At 53.1% G+C, this 20,719-nt stretch carries 16 protein-coding genes; all 16 read right to left on the minus strand.

Annotation, left to right across the window (positions count from 1 at the left end; translation table 11 throughout):
- Window positions 1-25: 25 nt before the first annotated feature.
- Window positions 26-397, minus strand: coding sequence for a winged helix-turn-helix transcriptional regulator (locus H581_RS0123690; RefSeq protein WP_028612180.1), 372 nt, complete (start codon window positions 395-397; stop codon window positions 26-28).
- A 292-nt stretch (window positions 398-689) separates the two neighbouring features.
- Window positions 690-1,490, minus strand: a complete 801-nt coding sequence (locus H581_RS0123695; RefSeq protein WP_028612181.1) for an undecaprenyl-diphosphate phosphatase — start codon at window positions 1,488-1,490, stop codon at window positions 690-692.
- Between the two features lie 15 nt (window positions 1,491-1,505).
- A complete protein-coding gene (locus H581_RS0123700) occupies window positions 1,506-3,428 on the minus strand; it encodes an ABC transporter permease (protein WP_028612182.1) in 1,923 nt (640 codons plus the stop codon).
- Complete coding sequence (locus tag H581_RS0123705) at window positions 3,403-4,173, minus strand: ABC transporter ATP-binding protein (protein WP_028612183.1); 771 nt, start codon at window positions 4,171-4,173, stop codon at window positions 3,403-3,405. The genes H581_RS0123700 and H581_RS0123705 overlap by 26 nt, the downstream gene beginning before the upstream one ends.
- A 655-nt stretch (window positions 4,174-4,828) precedes the next feature.
- The gene (locus H581_RS0123710; RefSeq protein ID WP_028612184.1) at window positions 4,829-5,815 is read right to left on the minus strand and encodes a sensor histidine kinase; all 987 of its coding nucleotides are present in this window, start codon (window positions 5,813-5,815) and stop codon (window positions 4,829-4,831) included.
- Window positions 5,812-6,519, minus strand: coding sequence for a response regulator transcription factor (locus tag H581_RS0123715; RefSeq protein ID WP_028612185.1), 708 nt, complete (start codon window positions 6,517-6,519; stop codon window positions 5,812-5,814). Before H581_RS0123715 ends, H581_RS0123710 begins: the two co-directional genes overlap by 4 nt.
- A gap of 117 nt (window positions 6,520-6,636) precedes the next feature.
- Window positions 6,637-8,280 carry an extracellular solute-binding protein gene (locus H581_RS0123720; RefSeq protein WP_028612186.1) on the minus strand — a complete coding sequence of 548 codons (1,644 nt, stop codon included), beginning with the start codon at window positions 8,278-8,280 and terminating at the stop codon, window positions 6,637-6,639.
- A gap of 108 nt (window positions 8,281-8,388) precedes the next feature.
- The gene (locus H581_RS0123725; protein ID WP_028612187.1) at window positions 8,389-9,291 is read right to left on the minus strand and encodes a carbohydrate ABC transporter permease; all 903 of its coding nucleotides are present in this window, start codon (window positions 9,289-9,291) and stop codon (window positions 8,389-8,391) included.
- Between the two features lie 15 nt (window positions 9,292-9,306).
- A complete protein-coding gene (locus H581_RS0123730) occupies window positions 9,307-10,188 on the minus strand; it encodes an ABC transporter permease (protein WP_245600138.1) in 882 nt (293 codons plus the stop codon).
- A 324-nt stretch (window positions 10,189-10,512) separates the two neighbouring features.
- Complete coding sequence (locus H581_RS0123735) at window positions 10,513-12,753, minus strand: helix-turn-helix domain-containing protein (protein ID WP_245600139.1); 2,241 nt, start codon at window positions 12,751-12,753, stop codon at window positions 10,513-10,515.
- A gap of 295 nt (window positions 12,754-13,048) precedes the next feature.
- Window positions 13,049-14,464 carry an alpha-L-fucosidase gene (locus H581_RS0123740; protein WP_028612190.1) on the minus strand — a complete coding sequence of 472 codons (1,416 nt, stop codon included), beginning with the start codon at window positions 14,462-14,464 and terminating at the stop codon, window positions 13,049-13,051.
- A 360-nt stretch (window positions 14,465-14,824) separates the two neighbouring features.
- On the minus strand, window positions 14,825-16,054 hold the full coding sequence (locus H581_RS0123745; protein ID WP_028612191.1) for an alpha-L-fucosidase: 1,230 nt from the start codon (window positions 16,052-16,054) through the stop codon (window positions 14,825-14,827).
- A 24-nt stretch (window positions 16,055-16,078) separates the two neighbouring features.
- Window positions 16,079-17,044: a sialidase family protein gene (locus H581_RS0123750; RefSeq protein ID WP_028612192.1), complete on the minus strand. Its 966-nt coding sequence runs from the start codon at window positions 17,042-17,044 to the stop codon at window positions 16,079-16,081.
- A gap of 429 nt (window positions 17,045-17,473) precedes the next feature.
- The gene (locus tag H581_RS37385) at window positions 17,474-18,817 is read right to left on the minus strand and encodes an eCIS core domain-containing protein (protein WP_084134741.1); all 1,344 of its coding nucleotides are present in this window, start codon (window positions 18,815-18,817) and stop codon (window positions 17,474-17,476) included.
- A 399-nt stretch (window positions 18,818-19,216) separates the two neighbouring features.
- Window positions 19,217-20,035, minus strand: a complete 819-nt coding sequence (locus H581_RS0123760; protein WP_028612193.1) for a TrmH family RNA methyltransferase — start codon at window positions 20,033-20,035, stop codon at window positions 19,217-19,219.
- A gap of 4 nt (window positions 20,036-20,039) precedes the next feature.
- Window positions 20,040-20,705, minus strand: a complete 666-nt coding sequence (locus H581_RS0123765; RefSeq protein ID WP_028612194.1) for a potassium channel family protein — start codon at window positions 20,703-20,705, stop codon at window positions 20,040-20,042.
- Window positions 20,706-20,719 lie beyond the last annotated feature (14 nt).

Here is a 20,719-nt window from a genome sequence, read left to right on the forward strand (position 1 = left end):
TTGAAAACCTTTTGGGACAGCCCCGTCATTCATCCGCTGGCGCCGTTTCGGAGAGAACAACGGCTTTATCGCCATATACCCTCTCAATGTGACGATCTCCCCATCTGCATAACAGATGGAGGATCTCCTTCAGGCTCCAGCCGTACTCCGTCAGCTCATACTCGACTTTCGGCGGCACCAGATTGTACGAAATCCGTTTAATGACTTCGTCCTCCTCCAGCTCGCGAAGCTGCTGCGTCAGCACTTTTTGCGTAATCGCGGGCATCAGCCGCGCCAATTCGCCGTTTCGTTTTTTGCCGAACGTGAGATGGAACAAGATGACCGGCTTCCACTTGCCCCCGATCACTTCCAGCGTCGCTTCCACTGCGGTATTATACGTTTTCACCGGTTCCGACATCGTTTCTTGACGCCTCCCTGCCTGTAATCGGCATCAATCCGTTTAGTAAAGTAATGCTATAACAATATGGCTGGAATGACAAGACCGGCAGAACAAAGCCGCTTCCCGGCAGCCCTTGGATGGTTGAGATAAGGCAAACGAAACATTTTGAAAGGAAATGATTTTATACCCTCTGAATGAGGGAGTTAATTTCAAACGTTGAACCTAAACACCGGAAGTCGAAGGTACTACAATTTATCTGCACTCGATGTAACCGTCAAGGGGGACACCGATCAGATTATGCTTTCTGCAATTACATAAGCAGCAAATAAAACAACGCCGCGAGCGCAAAGCGGTAAAAAGCGAACCACTCCAGCTTCAGCCGCTTGATCAGATTCAGAAACGTGACGACCGCGATCATCGCTACAATAAAGGCCGCAATAAAGCCGATCAGGAACAGAACAAGGTCATCAGACGTTAAATGTTGACGGCTGTCGTACATATCCAGAACCGTTGCGCCGAGCATGACCGGTACGGAGATCAGGAAGGTGAAATCCGCCGCGGCCTTCTGGCTGGTGCCGAGCAGCAGACCGCCCGATATCGTCGAACCCGATCTCGAGAAGCCCGGCCACAGCGCAAAGCATTGGAATAACCCGATGCCGAGCGCCTGTTTGTAGGTAATGTCGTCCGTGTTCTCGGCCGTCACCTTCCGCCTGGCCCGCGCGGCGACGATCATAAGAATACCGCCGATAATTAAGCCGATTAACACGGGGGCCGGTCCGAATAAATGATGCTTGATCACATCCTTGAGCAGCAGGTATACGATCAGGGCGGGAATCATCGCCAGAAGCATATGAATCGCATTCAGTTTGTTTGGATTGGAGAAGCTGAAGGTCAGCAGATCCTTAAGCAGGCTCACATATCTCCGCCGGTACAGGATGAACACCGCCATGACGGCTCCGAGCTGAATGACGATCTTAAACGTGGCCGCCGACTCTCCCTCAAAGCCGAGCAGATGGCCGGCTAAGATCAAATGACCCGTAGACGATACCGGAAGAAATTCCGTCAAGCCTTCGACGACGCCTAACAGGATGGCAATGATGAAATCATGCATGAAGGAACCGCCTTTCTACGAAAGCTTGAGCTGCATATGCCGCAAATACCGCCAACGAATCATGAAGAAATAAGTCAGCTGAATGAGGAAGAAGCTGATATAGATGCCGATGGCGTTGCCCAGCATAGGGAATTGGACGAGCAGCTTGATGTTAATGAAGGCGACTCCGCTGTGAATCATAGCCACCGCGAACGGCAGGAAGAACATAAGCACGAGCTGCCGGGACACGAGCTTGTTCAGCTCCCTGCCGCTTAGACCGAGCTTGCTGATCATTTGGTACTGCTTCTCGTCCCGTTCCAAATCCGCATATAACCGGAAGTAGATAAAGCTTGCCGCGAACGTAAAGAATACGACTCCTACCAGCACGCTGATGATGAGCAGCATACCGTTTAGCTGCTTATCCGCATGCCAATCCAATACGAGCGCGCTGAAATAATACGCCCCGTCCTCCGGCATCAAAATGGCAGATTCCAGTTCGCGCGCGATGCTCATCGTCTTCTCCCATTCGGTTACGACGAAATAATAATTCGTCGGCTCTTCCCACCCTTCCGTCTCGCGAACCGCCAGCGAATCGAACAATTCGTCCGTAACGACGAGCGTGTCGCTGTACTGGAGCAAAATAAAAAAGGTCGATCTCTTCTTCACCTTAAGCTCTTCCGCTCCGCCGTTCGCGGTCTCCGGCCCGATCGAAACGACCGGTTCGAACGCAATTAGCTTATTCGCCCGCGAGGAAACGCCGGAGGCAATAATCGCCTCTCCTGGCCCGCTTAAGGTTTCCTGTTCATACCCTAATGCGGCGGCCAGCCGGTTGAACTCCGAGAGCTTGACGATCGCCATCCCGTTGTCCGTGTATTTAAAGGAATTCGAAGCGCGTTCGTAAGTAAATCCCCCTTCGGCCAGCCGGCTTTCGATTTCTTGCAGATGCTTCTGTTCGTCCGGATTGGAGGGCTGCGAAGTATACGTGAAAGCATACGGATTTTTTTTCTCCGACAGGTTCGGATCCCCCACTGCGAGACAGGAGCCGATACCGCAGAAGGCGACGGCGGTAACGGTCGCAACCATGAAGAACATATTCGCGTTGTCCCTCATCCGGTAAGCCAGATCTGACAGCGTCAGCAGGTTGATTTTACGGAAAAACAGACGTTCCCTCTTCTTAAACGCCCGAATCGCATATACACTGAGCTGCGTGAACAGGAAATAGGTGCCGAGCACGACGCAGCCAATTGCTGCCGAAAGGAGAATAATGGAAAACGCCTTCCCCAGCACAAAATAAAACACCATGCCGTAACCGGACAGCAGCAGCACCACGGCAAGAAGCGAAAGCCAGAGCGACGCCTTCGGCTCCTCCCTCGGCTTCTCGTCCGATTTAATCAAATCGAGCGGCTGATGGCGCCTCCCGATCCGGGAGGTGAGCAGCGAAATGACGAGAAACAAGAGAAAAAAAGCGCCTGCCGTCGTCCATACCGCCTGGAACGGAACGTAGAAGTCCAGCCCCTCCTCCAGCATCAGCAATCGCTCGCTAATAAGCAGGAACAGCTTCGTGAACAGAATCCCGGTGCCGATCCCGGCCAGGATCGAGACGAGCCCGATGATCATATTTTCCACGAATACGAGCCTGTTGCGCTGCTTATCGGACATGCCCAGCATCATAAGGATGCCGAATTCCCGTTTGCGCACCTTCAGGAAGGCGCTCGCCGAATACAGCAGGAACAAAAACGAAAATATAAAAATGAAATACTGCGAAATTTTCAGCCCCATCGTGCCAAGGATGGAAGCCGTATCGCTGCTGGCGGCAAGCTGCCCCTGCAGGGAAGGATGGTACAGAAGCACTGCGTAGATGAAAAAAATCATAACCGCGAACGCGCTGCTCATGAAATGAGCGGCATACGTTCTTTTCTTGCGAAGCACGTTATTAAACGCGAACTGTCGGAAATTCATTCTCGTTCCCTCCAAGCAAAGCCAGCGCGTTAATGATTTTCTGATAAAAAGCGGGGCGGCTGTCGCCGCAATGAATTTCTGTGTAGAATTGTCCGTCCTTAATAAAGACGACCCGGTCGCAGTAACTGGCCGCCATCGCGTCATGCGTGACCAGCATCATCGTCGTGTTCTCCTCTTTGTTCAGCTTGCTCATCAGCTCCATGACGTCGCGCGCGGCCTTCGAGTCCAGATTGCCCGTCGGCTCGTCGGCCAGCACCAGCTTCGGCGTATGGATCAGCGCTCTGGCTATCGCCGTTCGCTGCGCTTGGCCGCCGGAAATCTCATACGTGCGTTTATCCAAAATATCGGTAATCCCCAGCTTCTCCGCCATATAAGCGGTCCGTCTCTTCATTTCATTCAAATCCGTTCCGTCCAACGTGAGCGGCAGCACGATATTTTCCCTCACCGTCAGCGTGTCGAGCAGATTGAACGCTTGGAACACAAAGCCAAGCTCTCTCCGGCGAAAATGAGCCAGCTTCTCCCGCGTCAGCTGGAACGGATCCTGCCCGCCGATTCGCAGCTCGCCCGACGTCGGCCGGTCGATCGTGGACACCATATTGAGCAGCGTCGTTTTGCCGCTGCCGGAAGGTCCCATGATGCCGACAAATTCCCCTTGGTTAATCGTTAGATCAATATTGGTCAATGCTTTATAAGCGACCTTGCCCGGATAAATCTTATTCAGGTTCCGCGCATGCAATAGCTCCATCCCAATCTCTCCTTATCTTTCGTCGTTAGAACCAGTGTAGCCTGTAAGGCCACCATTTCCTAACGGTCTGTCTTTCATTTACCTAACAACTTTGTAAGATTCGCCGATGCCTTAAACTTCTCAAGTACCTAAAACTTCACAAATACGTTAAACGTCTCAAATCGCCTACGCAAACAAAGCAAGTCGCACAAAAAACGCAAAATGTACATTCCAATATTCCGCATATTCCATACATTCCGCACATTCTACACACTCCGCACAATCACCATAAACCGCCCGGCTCGCCGGTTACGTTCAGATTTTTAAACTAAATTAGCACGAGCAGCGAAAAAGTTAGAATTTGTTTAAATAATTGAAACTAAATAGCCTTCCCTTACAAGTTGCCGCGAAATTCGGCTGCGTTGTTTCAAGTATTGAAATTAACGAGCGAAATCTCGCAACTTTCTTTAATTAATTTCAAAAATCGAAACTAACTAAACGTACGGCAGCCATTCGATTCGCTATGTGGCAAACAAGCCAAGCAGAAACGCCCTATCGGCGTCCTTGTCAGAGGACGCAACCGTTACGCGGAGAATTCTAAGCGCAAATAAGTGTGAAACTTATGCATTCTTAGAATTAAAAAAAGACCGACGAACGGCAATGCCATTCATCGATCCTATCTTGCGGCAAACGGGAAAATAACGCGGGCGGTCGTACCGTAACCCGCTTTAGACTCGACCTGGATCTCATGATTCATTTTGTCCAGCACGGACTTTACAATGTAGAGCCCCATTCCCGTCGATTCCTTGAACCTTCTGCCGTTCTCGCCGGTGAAGAAGGGCTGGAAAATGCGGGACAAGTCGGAGGCCGGTATGCCCGCGCCCGAATCGATGACCTCCAGAATAACGGCACGGTCGCTCGTATATGCGCGTACGATAACCTTTGAGCGGCTGCCCGCCGAATACTTTACCGCGTTGGAGATCAATTGCTGTAAGATAAAGCGAAGCCATTTGCCGTCCGTCTCCACCTTCAAATCGTCCCCGATCTGCATGTCCGGGTAGACAAAGCTGCGGATAAATAATCGTTTATTGTCCAAAATCACATCATTTACAGCCTCGCGCAGCAGGACCGTCTCCACTTGAAAGTCCTGCTCGAACGTCTCCAGCCTGGCCATGTACAGCACCATCTCCAGCCCTTTGCGGATGCGCTCCGTCTCCTCCCGCATGCTTTCGTCGCGGGGATCGCCGCCGTCCTGCAGCAAGAGCTCCAGCACCGACAGAGGCGTCTTCATCTGATGCACCCAATGGTTCATGAAGGTAATATGGTTCCGCTGCTGCCGTTCGCCCTCGATAATCTGATTCTGATAATGGCGGTATTGAGCTTGCAGCAGCTCTCCCAAGGCATTCGGCAGCGCGGCGGACTCCTTGCCCTGCACCGACTCCTCCAGTCGAGGCTGCCCCTGCTGCAGCAGCAGGTAGAAGCTTCGGCAAGTTAAGTAACGGTAGGCCAAGTACGCAAGGAAAACCGCTGCTCCCAGAAGCAGCGCATAGCCGGCGACTCTGAAATCTTTATAGCCGTCCAGCCAGAAAACGACCGCAACCGCCGCGAGCTGCAGCGCCGTAAAACCGATCAGAGCCAGCTGATCCCGCCAGAACAGCCTCATCTTCCCGCCTCGCGCCGCCACGTCTCGTTCAGCCGGTAGCCTGTCCCGCGCACCGTCTCCAGGGCGTCCTCGATGCCCAGCTCGGCGAGCTTCTTGCGGACCCGGGTAATATTAACGCTTAAGGCGTTATCGTCCACATAGGTGTAATCATCCCACAGCTTCTCCAAAATCGTTTCCCTGCCGACCAGCCGCTGACACCGCTCGAGCAGCGTTTCCACCAGCACCGTCTCTTTCTTCGTTAAGGCGACCGATTTGTCCTGCAGGCGCAGCTCCATCCGTTCCGGGTAAAGCGTAAGCCCCGACCGCTCGATCAAGCGTTCCCCGGCGGACGCGGCATAATCGCCGTAGACTCTCCTGAGCTGGCTGCGGATTTTGGCCATGACGACCTCGTAATGAAACGGCTTCGTCAAATAATCGTCCGCTCCGTTCTCAATCGCGCGAACCTGGTCCATCTCCCCGCTTCTCGCCGAGATGAAGATAATCGGGCAAGTGGAGACCGTCCGGATCTGCCGGCACCAATAGAAGCCGTCGAAGCTGGGCAGGTTAATATCCATTAACACGACATGCGGCCTAATTTGCTGAAACTGATCCAGCACCTTTCCGAATTCGGTCGTGATTACGGCTTCGTTGCCGTATTTCTCGATATGCGACTGCAGTAACTGCGCGATCTTCGCATCGTCTTCAACGATCATGATCCTGTACAAAGCAATAACCCCTTCCACTGCATGCAGGTATAAGGATTATTTTACATGACTTGCACAGTTGGTTCCACAAAACAGGAAGCATCCCGAAGGATGCTTCCTGCTTATCGTTACGCTATGCTATTGTTTCTGAATGGCGTTGCCGTATATTTCAATGTATTTCGCCAGGTTCAGCCCGTCGAAGCCTTTCACATAGGCGTCCCATTCCTTCTCGATATCCTTGCTGCCAATAATAAATTGAGCCATGTTGGACATCACGTAATCCTGGATCGCGGTCGTCAGTTGCGATGCGGCATCCGTATCCTCCGGACGGATGAATACGCCGGTCGGATAAATTTCTTTCGGCGAATACGGCGCATACGCGTTGGTCGCTTGCGACAGCCGCGTTTCATAGCCGTCAGCCGCCAGCGGATCCTGGCCTACCGCGAACAGGTCGCGGAATTCCTTGGACAAATCCTTGGGACCCATCAGCGACCAGCTGTCATTACGGATCAGATCGGGATCAACCTTCGGCAGTCCTTTAAAGCTGTATTTCGCTTGCGCGCCGTCGATGTTTTTCTCGCCCTCCTCGGCTTTCTTCCAGCCGAAGCCTTCTTCCGCGCCATATTCGCTCTTCAGCGCGCCCTCTTCGCCAAATGCGTAATCCATCATTTTGATCGCGGCAATTTGCTGCTCCTCGCTCGCTTTGTTCGTCAATGCGAATTGGAATTCGCCGATGCCCTGCGAGGCGCCGGCAAGCTGAACGCCGTCCGGTCCTTTGAGCGGCGGCACGATGACCCAGTGTTTATGCCGTGTATGCTTCTCATCATACGGGGTGACCAAATAGCTGACGAGCGCCGTCGTGATCGACCCTACCAGCTCATCGCCCTCGCGGTTGCCGAGCTGCCCGATCGCTTGATCGTTCTGCGTGAACGAAGCCGGATCGATAAGCCCTTCCTTATACAGCTTGTTCATGTAGATCAGTCCTTGCTTCCAGCCCTCCTGATTGGCCGCGAATTCAACCTTGCCGTCCTTCAGAATTAAATATTTGCTGTTGTCGTTATAGATGAAGGAGTTCATCAAGAATGCGTCAATGTTGCCGTTCCAGACGTTCTTGTTCGGCGCGCCGGTAAGCGGAATTTCGTCCGCCTTGCCGTTTCCGTTCGGATCCTGCTCCTTAAAAGCCTTCAGTACGGCATACAATTCATCCGTCGTCGTCGGCACCGCAAGACCGACCTTATCCAGCCATTCCTGGTTCATCCAAAACTTCTGCGCAAAGGTGCAGTGGTAGCACTCGTTCAAGCGGGGAAGCGCATAAATGTTGCCGTCCGTCGCCGTCATGGCATCCTTGAAGTAAGGCTTCTTCTCCATCATCGCCTTAATGTTCGGCGCGTATTTCTCGATCAGATCATTCAAGGGAAGGAATACCCCCTGCTTGCCGTATGTCAACAGGTCGGTATTCGTGAATTTGCCCTCAAGGAATACTTCAGGGTAATCGCCGCTTGCGAGCAGCAGCTGGCGGCGGTCCACCAGGGCGTCCGCAGGCGCCAGGTCCCACTTGATTTTGACATTGAACTTCTCCTCTATATGCTTCGTGTAGCTGTTATCTTCTAGCGGTGCCTTGCCCTGAGGTGCAAAAAACGTCATGTTTACCGGTCCGGATTCTCCTGCATTCGTCTCACCGGCGTTGTTCGCAGCATTGTCCGTATTGCTATTTCCGCAAGCCGACAGCACCAATGTAACGCTTAATACAAGCGCAAGCATGGAAAAAAACGTTTTTTTCAAGGTTACCCCTCCTGGATACATATATTTTATTATCATGAACCTTACCGCGGCCGCTGACAAGCGCCGCATGATTGCCTGCATCCCCCCTTTCAATAGCGCACTTCCCGTCTACCCCTTCAAGGATCCGATCATAACGCCCTTCACGAAATGCCTCTGCACGAATGGATAGATGACGAGCACCGGCACGGAAGCCACAACGATCAACGCATATTTGAGCGCCTGCTCAAACCCTTGCTCGCGGATCTTGCCGGCCGTATTTGCAAGCATCTCCGGATCGGAGGAGTTCAGGATAAGTAAGTTGCGCAGTACGTACTGCAGCGGAAACAGCTTCTCCGATCTCAAATAGATGAGCGCGTCGAAATAGGCGTTCCAATGGCCGACCGCGTACATCAGCCCCATAACGGCGAGAATCGGCTTCGACAGCGGCAGGACGACGCTGATCAAATATCGCGCGTCGCGGCAGCCGTCCATCTGCGCGGCTTCGGACAATTCATGCGGAATGGACGATTGAAAGAAGGTCCTTGCAATGACAACCTGGAATACCGACAAAGCGCCCGGGAGCCACATCGCCCAGCGCGTATCGAGCATGTCCAAATCCTTTACAAGGAGATAGGTCGGAATAAGGCCTCCGCTGAAAAACATCGTAATCATAAGCAAAATCATAAACGCGTTGCGTCCGTAAAACTTTTTGACCGACAGCGGATATGCCAGCAGAATCGTAAACAGTAAATTGATCAGCGTGCCGAATACCGTATATACGATCGTGTTGTAGTAGCCGTACATGAGCTGCGTGCTTTGGAAAATCGACTTGTAAGCCCGAAGACTGAATTCAACCGGGTACAGCCATACCTGACCGCTGACAACCGCCCTTGGCGAGCTGAGCGAGGAACTGACGATATAGACAAGCGGATACAGCACCGCCATCATTAATAAGGTTAGAAAAACGTAAATCGCGAGCAAAAACAGACGATCGCCCAACGGCTCTTTTATTTTTGTTCCAGCTGCCTGCATAGGTTACCCTCCCCCTTACCAGAGACTCGTCTCAGATATCCGTTTAGCGACAAAATTCACAATGACCAATAGAATCAGGTTAACGACGGAATTGAACAAGCCGACCGCCGACGAGAAGCTGAAGTTCGCCCCGACCAGACCGACCTTGTAGACGTAAGTCGAGATGACCTCGGAAGAGCTTAGATTAAGCGGATTTTGCATTAAGAAAATTTTCTCGAACCCGACGCCCATGATGTTGCCGAGACTTAAGATCAGCATGATCACCGTGACCGGAAGGAGGGAAGGAAGATCGATATGCCATATTTTCTTCCACCTGGACGCCCCGTCGACTCTGGCCGCTTCATACAGCGCGGGATCGACCCCTGCGAGCGCCGCGATATAAATGATCGAAGCATACCCCATCTCTTGCCACACGCCGGACCAGACGTAAATGGATTGGAAATATTCCGGAACGCCCATGAAATTCGTCATCTGCGCGCCAACCATCGTAAACAGCCGATCGACGACGCCGACATGCGGCGTAAGCATAAGGATGATAATGGACACCATAACGACCGTGGATATAAAATGGGGCGCGTAGGTTACCATTTGCACCGTTTTCTTGAACATGCCCGTTCTCACTTCATTCAGCGCGAGCGCCAGCAGGATCGGAATCGGGAAGCCGGCAAGCAGCGAGTAGAAGCTGACGCCGATCGTATTTTTAATGATCAGCCAAAAATTCGGGGAATCGAAAAAAGCGTTAAAATGCTTCATTCCGACCCAATCGCTTCCCCAAATGCCCTGCACGACGTTAAAATCTTTGAAGGCGATCTGTACGCCGAACATCGGCACATATTTGAAAATGATCAAGTAGGCAACCGGGAGCAGAACCATGAAATAAAGCTCCCAGTGTCTCATGATTTTCTGCAGGACTGTCTGCTTGCCGACATAACGCTCGTTGTCGGGTAATTTCCGTCCTAACGCCTCAACCTGTGCATGCTCCATTCGCAGTTCTCCTTTGCAGCGATTTACGATTGCCCTGACGCTATGCTTTGAATCCTGTTCTCATTCTGATTCTAGCCCGTTTACGAAAAATTCATCAATTCGTAAGATTCTCTTAATTCACCATTTTCAGATTTCCGTATAAAAAAGCCTTGAGAATCGCGGCATCCACAAAACGGCTGCTCCCCATTTCATTTGTGGGGAACAGCCGTTTCCGCGTGACTCAAGGCTTGCTTGGTTTTATTCAAAGTCTATAATCTGCTTGCGAAAATCTCTCGGCGACAGGCCGACGACGTTTTTGAACGCCCGGTTAAACGAATTGTAATTGTAGTAGCCGACCTCGCTGCTGATCGTTTGCATCGGCTTTTGCGTTTCGGAGAGCATCTTCTTCGCGGAGGAGATCCTTAGCCCGATCAGAAAATCGACGAAATTCTCGCCGAACTCCTCCTTGAACATTTTGCTCAAATATTTGGCGTTCAGCTGAAATTTATCGCTTAAATAATCAAGCGAAAGCTCGGAATTGGTGTAATTGGTTTCGATATAAGACCGGATCTCCATAATAAGCGCTCTGCTGCTGTGCGAATCGCGCAGCTTGGTTATATGCTCGGTCATCGACTCAAATATGCGGATGCATTCCGCCTGCAGCTCGTCTACCGTATCCCACCGCTTCGCGAGACGCTGCAGCTCGTTCTGCACGTTGCGCCACACATTCCGGTATTCCTTTGAAAGCTCCATAATTCCGCTCTCGAGATGGTGGATGAAGAAATACATGAGGCTCTCGATTTCTTTGCGCGGCAGCAGCGATTCGTGAATTTGCTCGATAAATACGCCCATATGCTTTTTCCAATCCGGCTCGGCCAGACGCAGCGATTGGGAAAGCAAATCAATCGTTTTGAAATACTCCTGCATTTCCTGCTGCGGCCTGACGGTATTCTTCATCGTAATGAGCTGATTCGCGCCGAGCACCGCCTTGAACTGCAAGCAGTAATTCGCCATCTCGTACGACCTCCGCAGCTCCTCCAGCGCGGCAGCCGGCTCGCCTTGCCCGACCGTTATGTTGAATCTGACGTTCTTCTCGATCCAAGCGCGGCAGGTCTCGACGATCGCTTCGCTGCGCCCGGCGGCATCGGGATTCGCCTCCAGCCATAAAATAAACGAAACCCGGCAATCGGTGGTCCATTCCGCCCATACGGCCGCGCCGTTATTTTTGGCCGTTTCGTGGATGATGCTGTACAGCGTAAATTTCAGCAGCGACTGGTCGCGCTGATTGTAGTTTTCCGTAAACGCCGCGTAGGAATCGATTTCCATGACATGCGCGAACGCGATCTTGCCCTCCGCGTCCAAGTCGTAATTGCGCAGCTCGGCAATCCAGTCCTGTTCGCTTAACTGCACGCCTCCTTCTAGCACCTGATGAAAATGATATTTTTTTTGCAAAATAAGCTTTTCCCTGTATTGCTGCTGAAACTGCTTCGTCTCGCTCATCAGGCTTTCCAGCGTATTATGAATAAATCCGAATTCGCCTTCCTTCAGCCGCTCGGAGCCCTTGCTCTTCACCGAGTAGGTTTCGATGAGCGATACGATCTGTTGAATCGGCTTATAGTTGCGTTTCGTGACATATATGACCCATAGTACACCGAATAGGGCGGCAGCCATCGCGAATACGACCCACACGTTATAGAAGGTTAAGGCGAGCTTCAATCCCTTTTTATCGACAAGCCCGCTGCTGATTTCCCACCCGGTGTAAGGTGAGGTAAAGGAGGACAGCTCAGCCTCCGAACGGCCTTCCGCCGTCTCGCCGTCGGCGCCTTGTCGCTGCTGCTGCGTATCGGCTCCCAGCAGGTTGGCACCGGCGCTGTCGAATATATTGACGAAGGTAATCTCCGAGTTATACATGCGGCCAACCATTTCCTGAAGCTTTGCCAGACTGACGTTCACGACAAAATAGCCTTGCTTCACGCTCATATTGTACGGCGCTTCTTTCACAAGCGTAATGACGTTCTGGGGCTCGCTTAACGAAAAGGCGCTGAACTGCCGTTTCCCCGACCATTTAGCGCCTGTCTCATCCTCCGCATAGCTCTCAATAAACGCCTCATCCGGGAAGTCATCCGCCGTTCTTGACGAATCGCCGAATACCAGGCCGTCGCTGAAACGGATGAAATAAATGGAATCAATGATCGGGTAATTAAACTTCAGCTCGTCGATTACCTTAAGCGCTTGAATGTTGGCATACACATCCATGCTGTCGCGGCTGAAAAACCGGTTCACGTCGGCATTCGTCAAAATTTCGCGCACGACCCGGTAATCGATGTCCCGCAGCGAGGTATCCATGAAATGAATGACCTGCTGCGCCAGAAATTCATTCGCTTTGATCGCCTCTTTGCGGGTATGCTCGTTAAGCGTCTGGAAGAATACGACGAACAAGATCATGGTGACGATAAAAAAAACAGGCAGATACGATAACAACAATCGGCGAAACCACATTTTGTTCAAACCGGCATCCCCTTCCCATTGCTTATCTCTCTGTTATACCTTAATCAGGCAAAATGGGACAAGCGGGAACACATCCCATTTCTCGTTATCCAAGCGTAAACGGCTTTCGTCATTCTCTGGCGGCGAAGCTTCGTTTCCCGGAGAATGCCAAGCAGATATAAGTGTGAACTTATAAATTCTTAGCATTCAAGCAGAAACGACACCATCGTCCTACGTCTGTATTTTAAAAAACTGACGCCTATACAAGACGTCAGCTTTACCGCGCATAATTATTTGGTTTTGGCTTTTATACTCTCAAGCGGAACACATGCGCCGCAGGCGTCTTGCCCCTTATTCCGGTCTCAGGCAGACGTACCTTCAGCCCTTCCGCCGTACGCTCGAACGGCAGCTTGTCCCCCGAACCCAGCAGCTCTATGCTCATGACCGGCTCCAGGTAGGGTATGAGCAGCGTTTCTTCAACAGGCGTCTGATCGGTCTCATAGAGACGTGTCGCATAGATGTGATTCTCTTTTGTCGTAAACGCATAGTCGCCGGTAAAATAAGGCGCGCAGATGCGCGTGCCGTACACGGCCTCCCCGTACGTTTTCAGCCATGCGCCCAGCTCCTTGATCGACGCGACCGCTCCTTCCGGCAGCCTGCCGTCCGGCTGCGGCCCGACGTTCAGCGCAAGATTCCCGCCTTTGGAGACGACCTCCATCAGAATGCGCACCACTTGACGCAGCGGCTTATAACGATCCTCGTAGCGGAACGAGAACGACGTGCCCAGCGTAATGCAGCTTTCCCAAGGCACGCGTAGCGGCTTGTCCGGTATGGATTGCTCGGGCGTAACATAGTTTTCGTATGGCCCCCCCACCGTTCGGTCCGTCGACAGCAGCCACGGCTGCTCCCGGCGCGCGCGGTCGACCAGCTCGCCGAGGCGGATATCCTGCGGCACTCTGCCGCCGTCCCTTACCCAGCCGGCGTCCAGCCACAGCACATCGATGCGGCCGTACTCCGTCAGCAGCTCCATCATCTGGTCGTGCGTAAACTGCACGAATTGCTCCCATAGCTCCGGATGCGCCTTCGGGTCATAAGACGGGCCTCGCCACGAATGATTACCACGCGCCATGCCCGGCGCCCAATACGTAGGCGTATGCCAGTCGGCCTTCGAGAAATACGCCGCAATCGCGAGCCCCTTGTCCCGGAAGGCGTCGAACACGTTTTTGCAAATATCGGCGTACTTGTGCGTATGGAACGGCGTATCCGGTCCCGTAATCCGGTAGTCGGTCGTACGGGTATCCCACATGCAAAAGCCGTCGTGATGCTTCGTCGTAAAGATCAAATACTTGAAGCCGCCTTCCTCGGCAATTTCCGCCCACTTCTCCGGCTGCAGCCTGACCGGATTGAACGTCTTGTTCAGGCCGAAATACTGCCGCTTCAGTTCCTCTGAATCCGACACCCAATCGATTCCTCCGCGGGACCAATCGCCGTCTTCGTCGCTAAGCGCCCAAGATTCGACGACGCCGAGCTGCGAATAAGGCCCCCAGTGCATCATGATGCCGAGCTTCTGATCCTGAAACCACTCCAGCCGCTCGAGAATGAGCGGGTCGGCAGGTCTCACCCACTCCTTCTCGCTGCTGTAATTATGAACGCCCTCTTGCACTTCTTCCGTTTCCTTTAGCGGAGTATCGTCCCCGGTCTGAACCGTTTCGCTGCTGCTCATTACGCCGTTCCTCCTTCATCGGTTGGATAAGATAGATTCGCGGTTGTTGGCTTACTGCCAAACCTTTCTTCCTGTATACGACAATCCGGTTCAGCCCGCAATTTGTATCTTTCCAGTCAATTCCCTTTTTTCGTTAAATTTTCGTAAAGGCGGGGCGAAGGCAAGTACGCATTTTTCTTGAAGTTTGCAATTTTCGCGTTCGTAGGGAAACGAAGGGCTGGACCGGCCCAATAAATGAAACAGCGGCGAACGAAGACGAGAAAAATGTCTTAGTCTGCCGCTGTTTTGTTGAACCCCTGTCGCGTTGATTATTGAGCTCTCATATCCCGTCCGCCTGACAGGATCCGCTTCTCCCGCCCGTTATCCATATATGGCAAATGACCGAATAAACGGCTTATCCGTGCTTTCCGTAACGGTCACCCGAAATTCCGTAGCCCGCAAGCCCGCTGGAAGGGTATCGATCTTCTTGTGCCCGATCGCGCTTCCGCCGCCGACTTGAGCCCAGCTATCGTTAATCCTGGCTTCAATCACATAACCTCGAATCCGTTCGCCATGCTCAAGCCGCTCCATGGTGACGAATCTCTTGACCTCGACGGCCTCCTGCAGCCTGAGCTCCACGCAGCTTCCGCCGCTCCCGGTTGCGAGCGGGCTCCCGTACAGGCGCCGGATTCCTTCCCCCAGCTCCAGCACCCGCCGCACCTCTTCTTCCACGAGCAGCCCCCGGTTATCCGGAGCTACGTTCAGAAGCAGCGTCGCGCCATGCCCTACGGAGCGCTCGTACATGTCCATCAGCTCTTCCAAGGAGCGCAGCGGCGTCTCGTCGTTCGGATGCCAGAACCAGTGCCGGCCCCGGATCGGCACCGGACATTCCGCCGGCACCCAGTCCGGCGTATCCGGCAGCCAGGACGTCATATCGTTCGTGAACATGCTGACCCGTGCCGCCTGAGCCTCATTCCAGCACGGATAAGGCGCAAAACCGTCCTCGTTGCCGACCCAGCGGACCGTCGGCGCCCCCATATTGAATACCATGGCATCCGGCTGATGCTCCTTCACAAGCGCCATGATCCGGGGCCAGTCATATTGCCTGCCCTCGGAGCCCGCTCCGTCGAACCAGATTTCGACGAGCGGCCCGTAGCCGGTCAACAGCTCCTTCAGCTGCTCGCAATAGACGTCGTCATATGCCGCTTCGTCGTGATACCTGGGATCGTGCCGGTCCCAAGGGGATATATATATGCCGAACGGCATTCCGAGCCCGCGGCATGCGTCCGCGCATTCCCGGACGACGTCGCCGTTTCCTCCGCGCCACGGGCTGGCCTTCACCGAATAGTCGGTTGTCTTCGTCGGCCACAGGCAGAAGCCGTCATGATGCTTCGCCGTCAGCATGAAATAACGAAATCCGGCCTCCTTCGCCGTCGACACCCACTGCCTGGCGTCGAGCGCGAGCGGCCGAAACGCCGAAGGCGAATCTTCGCCTTCGCCCCACTCGCGATCGCAAAATGTATTGAGCCCGAAATGACAGAACATGCCGAGCTCCAGATCCTGCCACGCCAACTGCTGCGGCGTAGGTCTTGCCATACCGTTTCGGATCATTTCCCGCTCCTCCTCTCCTTTCCGTTAATGAATCGTTAACTCCCAGTAAGCGATCCTTCTCCGGTTCCACGTATACGTGATGAACAGCTTATCCGCCGACCCGACAATTGCCGGATACGAGAATTCCCCCTCACCCTCTTCGAGCGTAAATGCCTGCTTCCAAGTGCTGCCGTTGTCGCTCGAAGCGCTGAGAACGAGCGGCGTGCGCGGCCCCCAATTCGCGCCAACCGGATTATGGGCGAGCACCAGCATGCCGTCTGCGGTTCGCACAAGATCGATGCCGCTGTTATTGTTAGGCAGCACGGTGGCATAGGCGGGACACCAGCTAAGACCTCCGTCTTCCGAATCGCTCCTGTAAATCAATCCCTCGGTGCTGCGCAGCAGCATATGTACCTTGCCGGGATCCGACTCCCATAACGTCGGCTGGATGACCCCTTTGCCGGGTTCGCGCAGAATGTCTAATTGAACGATATTTCCCTGCTCCCAAGTACTTCCGCCGTCTGCCGACCGGTCAATGAACGCCTCCCAAGCGTCCTTCTCAAGCGATGCAGGGGCAAGCCATGCCCCATTCTGCAGGACGATCGGCTTGCTGCGTACGGGTCCTCTGCCGCCGCGGTCACCCGGCACAAGCTCTCTCGGCTCCGACCAAGTCCGGCCTCCGTCCTCTGATACGGTCAGCCGGGTATGCCACTCCGGGAACGTTTGGCCAACCTTATAAAATAACAGCAGCCGTTCCTCCGCCGCCCCGAACAGCACCGGATTCCAATGCGGCAAGCCTTCCTCCCCGGCGACCTTGACAGGCGGCGACCATTCGCCCCCTTGCATCCGGGAGAGCCATATACCGACATCCGGCGCTCCTTCGCACGTGCCTCCAAACCATGCGGCTGCTGCCGAACCGTCAGGCAAGCGAACTACCGTCGATGCATGACAGCTTGCAAAAGGAACATTTTCATCAAAAATATACCTTTTCTTGCCTTGAAGCGATTTCACTGTGCTCACCTCTGCGAGAAGGGATAACGTCCTCAAGTCGGACGCTGTAAAACATATAAGCTGCCGGTTTCGGCAGTCGTTCTTCTTTGACCATAATCCGTATTCCGCGATTACACAACGGGAAAAATTCACTTTCACCGCTATTTTCTCCTGCGCCGATTATTTCCAAGAAAATGAGAAAAAAGCTCCGTTCTCCCTACCGGGAGAACAGAGCTTCCACCTGCCAGAAGTCCGGAAGCGAAACGGCAAAATAATCGATTTTACCTCGTCAAACAGATGCTTCTCCGCGTAATCGATCAAGTGAAATCGGGCTGGTTATCGGTGTAGACACCCGTCATCAGTTCGATATACGGACCGTCCTTATCGGTTAAGCTCCGGTCCATGCTTGACCGAACTTGCCGTTGTACTTTTATATGATCTGATTTTCGATTAAGCATAGTAAAAAGGAATGGAGAGCGGGTTCTTGCCAAACACGATTACGGGCAGTCCGCTTACCGGCGAGCCCCCGACGACGCTTTGAGGCGCGGTTTCGGAGGAAAGCTGCGTATTGCTTATGGCGCCCAGCACGAATGAAAGTCCCTGGGATGTGCGATCCTGGTAGTTATAGACGATCTCTTCGGAATTCGGTTCCAGACGAAGGTATTCCGTATTGGCCGCAAGCATCATAGGACCGCCAGCCCCTTGTACATTCAGCCCTGCGGCGCCGACCTTGAACGTTCCCGGCAAGAAATTCGCATCGATATTCTCTCCTATGGATGAATTGGTGATGGAATCGCCGATCCGTACATTATCTTCGCTGCTATTTAACGCCGATAACAAGGCTCTGGCGGATTTCTCGTAACTAGGGTGCAACCCGTTGTTCAAATCGGCTATGAGCTTTGTCCTCCGTTTAACCATTTCGTGATACATTAATTTCGTTTTATCAAGGAACAACGCTTCCGTTAATTGAGTCAAATCATTAACCGTATATTTTTTCGCTAAAATTTCATTAAGAAAAACAGCCAGATCGTTCTCGATGGCAGCGTAAGGGATGATGTGATCTTTGCTTTGGCCGCCTTGCAGAGCCAATTGCTTCAAAGCGCCCATAAAGGACGGCTTCTTGCCGTCGATTGAAAATTGAGAAACGTGATGCTCGTAAAAAATCTGCCGCTGAATTAACGATGAAGGGCTGCCGCCCGCGGGGCCCGGAGTCGGCGAATCGTCATGACCATACGAATCCGCCTTCATGGAGCTGAGCTGCATCGCCTTCGTCCCCATCCGATCCGCTTCCTTCTCTAATCCGGAATCGTCGTTCACATACGCGCCGGATTGCGTCTGCATCGTCGGCCGGACCCTTCCTTGCCGCTGCTGAACGACATGCCAGCCTTCATGAGGCAAATGCTTCTCTTGCCCGGGAGCGACGTGAATGTCGTTGCCTTGCGCATAAGCCAGCGCGCCAACCCCGGCCGGCTTTGCCGAATTGTGATGGACCCGGACATCGGACAGATCCATGCCCGAGAGATTTTCCAAGCCGCTCTTCAACCCGTCGGGCATCCCCGTATCGTTATTTTCTTTCCTCTGAACGGCTTCGGCAGACGGCGTACCCGGCTTTACAAGCCGGGCTGCCGCCTGATTCCCCATGGTCCTTTGCAGCTGCATGATCTGCGCGGCACCCAGAGGAACGCCGGTAACGGCGAGGCTGCCTTGCAGTTGCGCCGTATTATGCCCTGCTTGCGACGATTCCCGGGGTAAACCCGCACTTTTGTTGGAATGGATCTTCTCCGTTTTTTCCATACTGGCCTCCCATGAATGAGTGGCGTCCCGAGACGACTGGTCACGACAGACAGCATCGTCCAGATAAACGACTTTTTAAAGGACAGCCTTCTAAAAAAGTTTAAAGCCCCGGTTCCGCAAAAGCAATAAACGCGTAATAGAAAAACCTATGTACTCCAAAGAGAATAGCCGTTCCGCAATCAATATGTTGGAGAAATTTTTCCCCGCTGCAGAAACGCCTGCCGGCGTCCTTAATAGAGGACGCCACATGAAGAAAGGAGCAGCTGCCGCGGCAAATGCTCCTTGAATCGATTCGGCTTAGGTCAATCAGTCGGTACGATCGCTTCCAGCCTTTTGTGTGAATCGAGTACACGAATTGTTATTCCTGAACACTTATTTAAGGTCGCGGACAGGAATTATTTATTTGTTAAAACGCCGCTGCCTCAAGCTCTCATACAGCAATACGGTACAAGCCATAGCCACATTAAGCGACTCTGCTTGTCCGGCCATCGGAATAATGACGGATTCATCCACCTGCTCTCTTACCGCAGCCGATAAGCCGTCTGCTTCGCTGCCCATGAGGAGCCAGGTCGGCTGTGTCCAGTCGTAGCCGTAGCAGGTATGCTCGGCCTGGAGACTGGTCCCGATTAGCTTGATTCCCTTCTCTCTCGCTAGCGGGAACAGCTCATTCAGATCCGCTTCTATAATCGGCAGATGAAACAACGAGCCCATCGTCGACCGGACCGTCTTCGGATTATACAGATCGACGCACCCTTTGCCGAGCACCACCGCATCCGCTCCAACCGCATCGGCGCTGCGGATAATCGTTCCGGCATTGCCCGGATCGCGCACGCCGTCCAGCACAACGACCAGACAATGCTCGCCGATCAATACCTCCAAGCCGGCCGAGAGTTTGGTTACAACGGCAAACACCGGCGGCGGCGTGTTCGTCCCCGTGCACTTGGCCATAACCGCACGGGATGCCTGAATCCATTCCGCCTGGGTCGCCCCCTCCCCGGCCCGCTCGTCCAGGAGCTCTGCCGGGATGCCTCTCTCCCCGTCATACACAATGGCGGACACCTCCGCCTGGCCCCTGAGAGCCTCCAACACCAGATGATTGCCTTCTATAATAAATCGGCCGCTTCGGTCGCGGTATTTTTTGTCGAGCAAGGATGACCACTGCTTGACCTTCTCGTTTTGCACGGATGAGATTATTGGATCATTAGGTATATTCAACATTCAGTTAACCTTCCGAATATGCGATTTCTAAATTTGATAAATCCGAGTTTTTACCGACAATGACGAGAACATCCTCGCGTCTGATCAGATCGTCCGCATAGGGCGCGATATTCATCGCGGAACCCGTTTTGATCGCCATGACATTGCATTTATATTTCGCGCGGATATCGAGCTGAATTAAGCTTTTGCCGATCATCTGCTCCGGCGCCTTGATTTCAATAATACTGTAATCATCCGATATTTCGATATAATCGAGAATATTCGGCGATGCAAGATGATGCGCGACCCGGTGTCCCATATCCCGCTCCGGGAATACCACCTTATCGGCTCCGATTTTGTCGACCACTTTGCCGTGCAGCTCGTTCTGCGCCTTGACGATAAGCATCTTCACGCCAAGATCCTTTAGGATCAGCGTCGTCAGGATGCTGGACTGAATATCTTGTCCGATTGCCACTACGACAACATCGAAATTACGAATGCCGAGCGCCCTGAGCGCTTCTTCATCGGTACAATCCGCCGCTACCGCATGCGTGACGGTATTTACGACCTCCTGCACACGATGCTCGTTTGAGTCGATTGCAAGCACCTCGAACCCCATATCCGTCAATGATTTGGCAACGCTGGAGCCGAATCGCCCCATGCCGATTACCGCATATTGTTTTTTCGCCATTATTACCGGTCCTC

The organism is Paenibacillus harenae DSM 16969, assembly GCF_000422465.1.
Classification (GTDB): domain Bacteria; phylum Bacillota; class Bacilli; order Paenibacillales; family Paenibacillaceae; genus Pristimantibacillus; species Pristimantibacillus harenae.

Excerpts from the sequence above, each read along its gene's own strand:
- H581_RS0123690 (WP_028612180.1), bottom strand. The coding sequence starts at position 397 with ATGTCGGAACCGGTGAAAACGTATAATACCGCAGTGGAAGCGACGCTG.
- H581_RS0123695 (WP_028612181.1), bottom strand. The coding sequence starts at position 1,490 with ATGCATGATTTCATCATTGCCATCCTGTTAGGCGTCGTCGAAGGCTTG.
- H581_RS0123700 (WP_028612182.1), bottom strand. The coding sequence starts at position 3,428 with ATGAATTTCCGACAGTTCGCGTTTAATAACGTGCTTCGCAAGAAAAGA.
- H581_RS0123705 (WP_028612183.1), bottom strand. The coding sequence starts at position 4,173 with ATGGAGCTATTGCATGCGCGGAACCTGAATAAGATTTATCCGGGCAAG.
- H581_RS0123710 (WP_028612184.1), bottom strand. The coding sequence starts at position 5,815 with ATGAGGCTGTTCTGGCGGGATCAGCTGGCTCTGATCGGTTTTACGGCG.
- H581_RS0123725 (WP_028612187.1), bottom strand. The coding sequence starts at position 9,291 with ATGCAGGCAGCTGGAACAAAAATAAAAGAGCCGTTGGGCGATCGTCTG.
- H581_RS0123730 (WP_245600138.1), bottom strand. The coding sequence starts at position 10,188 with ATGAGACACTGGGAGCTTTATTTCATGGTTCTGCTCCCGGTTGCCTAC.
- H581_RS0123735 (WP_245600139.1), bottom strand. The coding sequence starts at position 12,753 with ATGTGGTTTCGCCGATTGTTGTTATCGTATCTGCCTGTTTTTTTTATC.
- H581_RS0123740 (WP_028612190.1), bottom strand. The coding sequence starts at position 14,464 with ATGAGCAGCAGCGAAACGGTTCAGACCGGGGACGATACTCCGCTAAAG.
- H581_RS0123745 (WP_028612191.1), bottom strand. The coding sequence starts at position 16,054 with ATGATCCGAAACGGTATGGCAAGACCTACGCCGCAGCAGTTGGCGTGG.
- H581_RS37385 (WP_084134741.1), bottom strand. The coding sequence starts at position 18,817 with ATGGAAAAAACGGAGAAGATCCATTCCAACAAAAGTGCGGGTTTACCC.
- H581_RS0123760 (WP_028612193.1), bottom strand. The coding sequence starts at position 20,035 with ATGTTGAATATACCTAATGATCCAATAATCTCATCCGTGCAAAACGAG.
- H581_RS0123765 (WP_028612194.1), bottom strand. The coding sequence starts at position 20,705 with ATGGCGAAAAAACAATATGCGGTAATCGGCATGGGGCGATTCGGCTCC.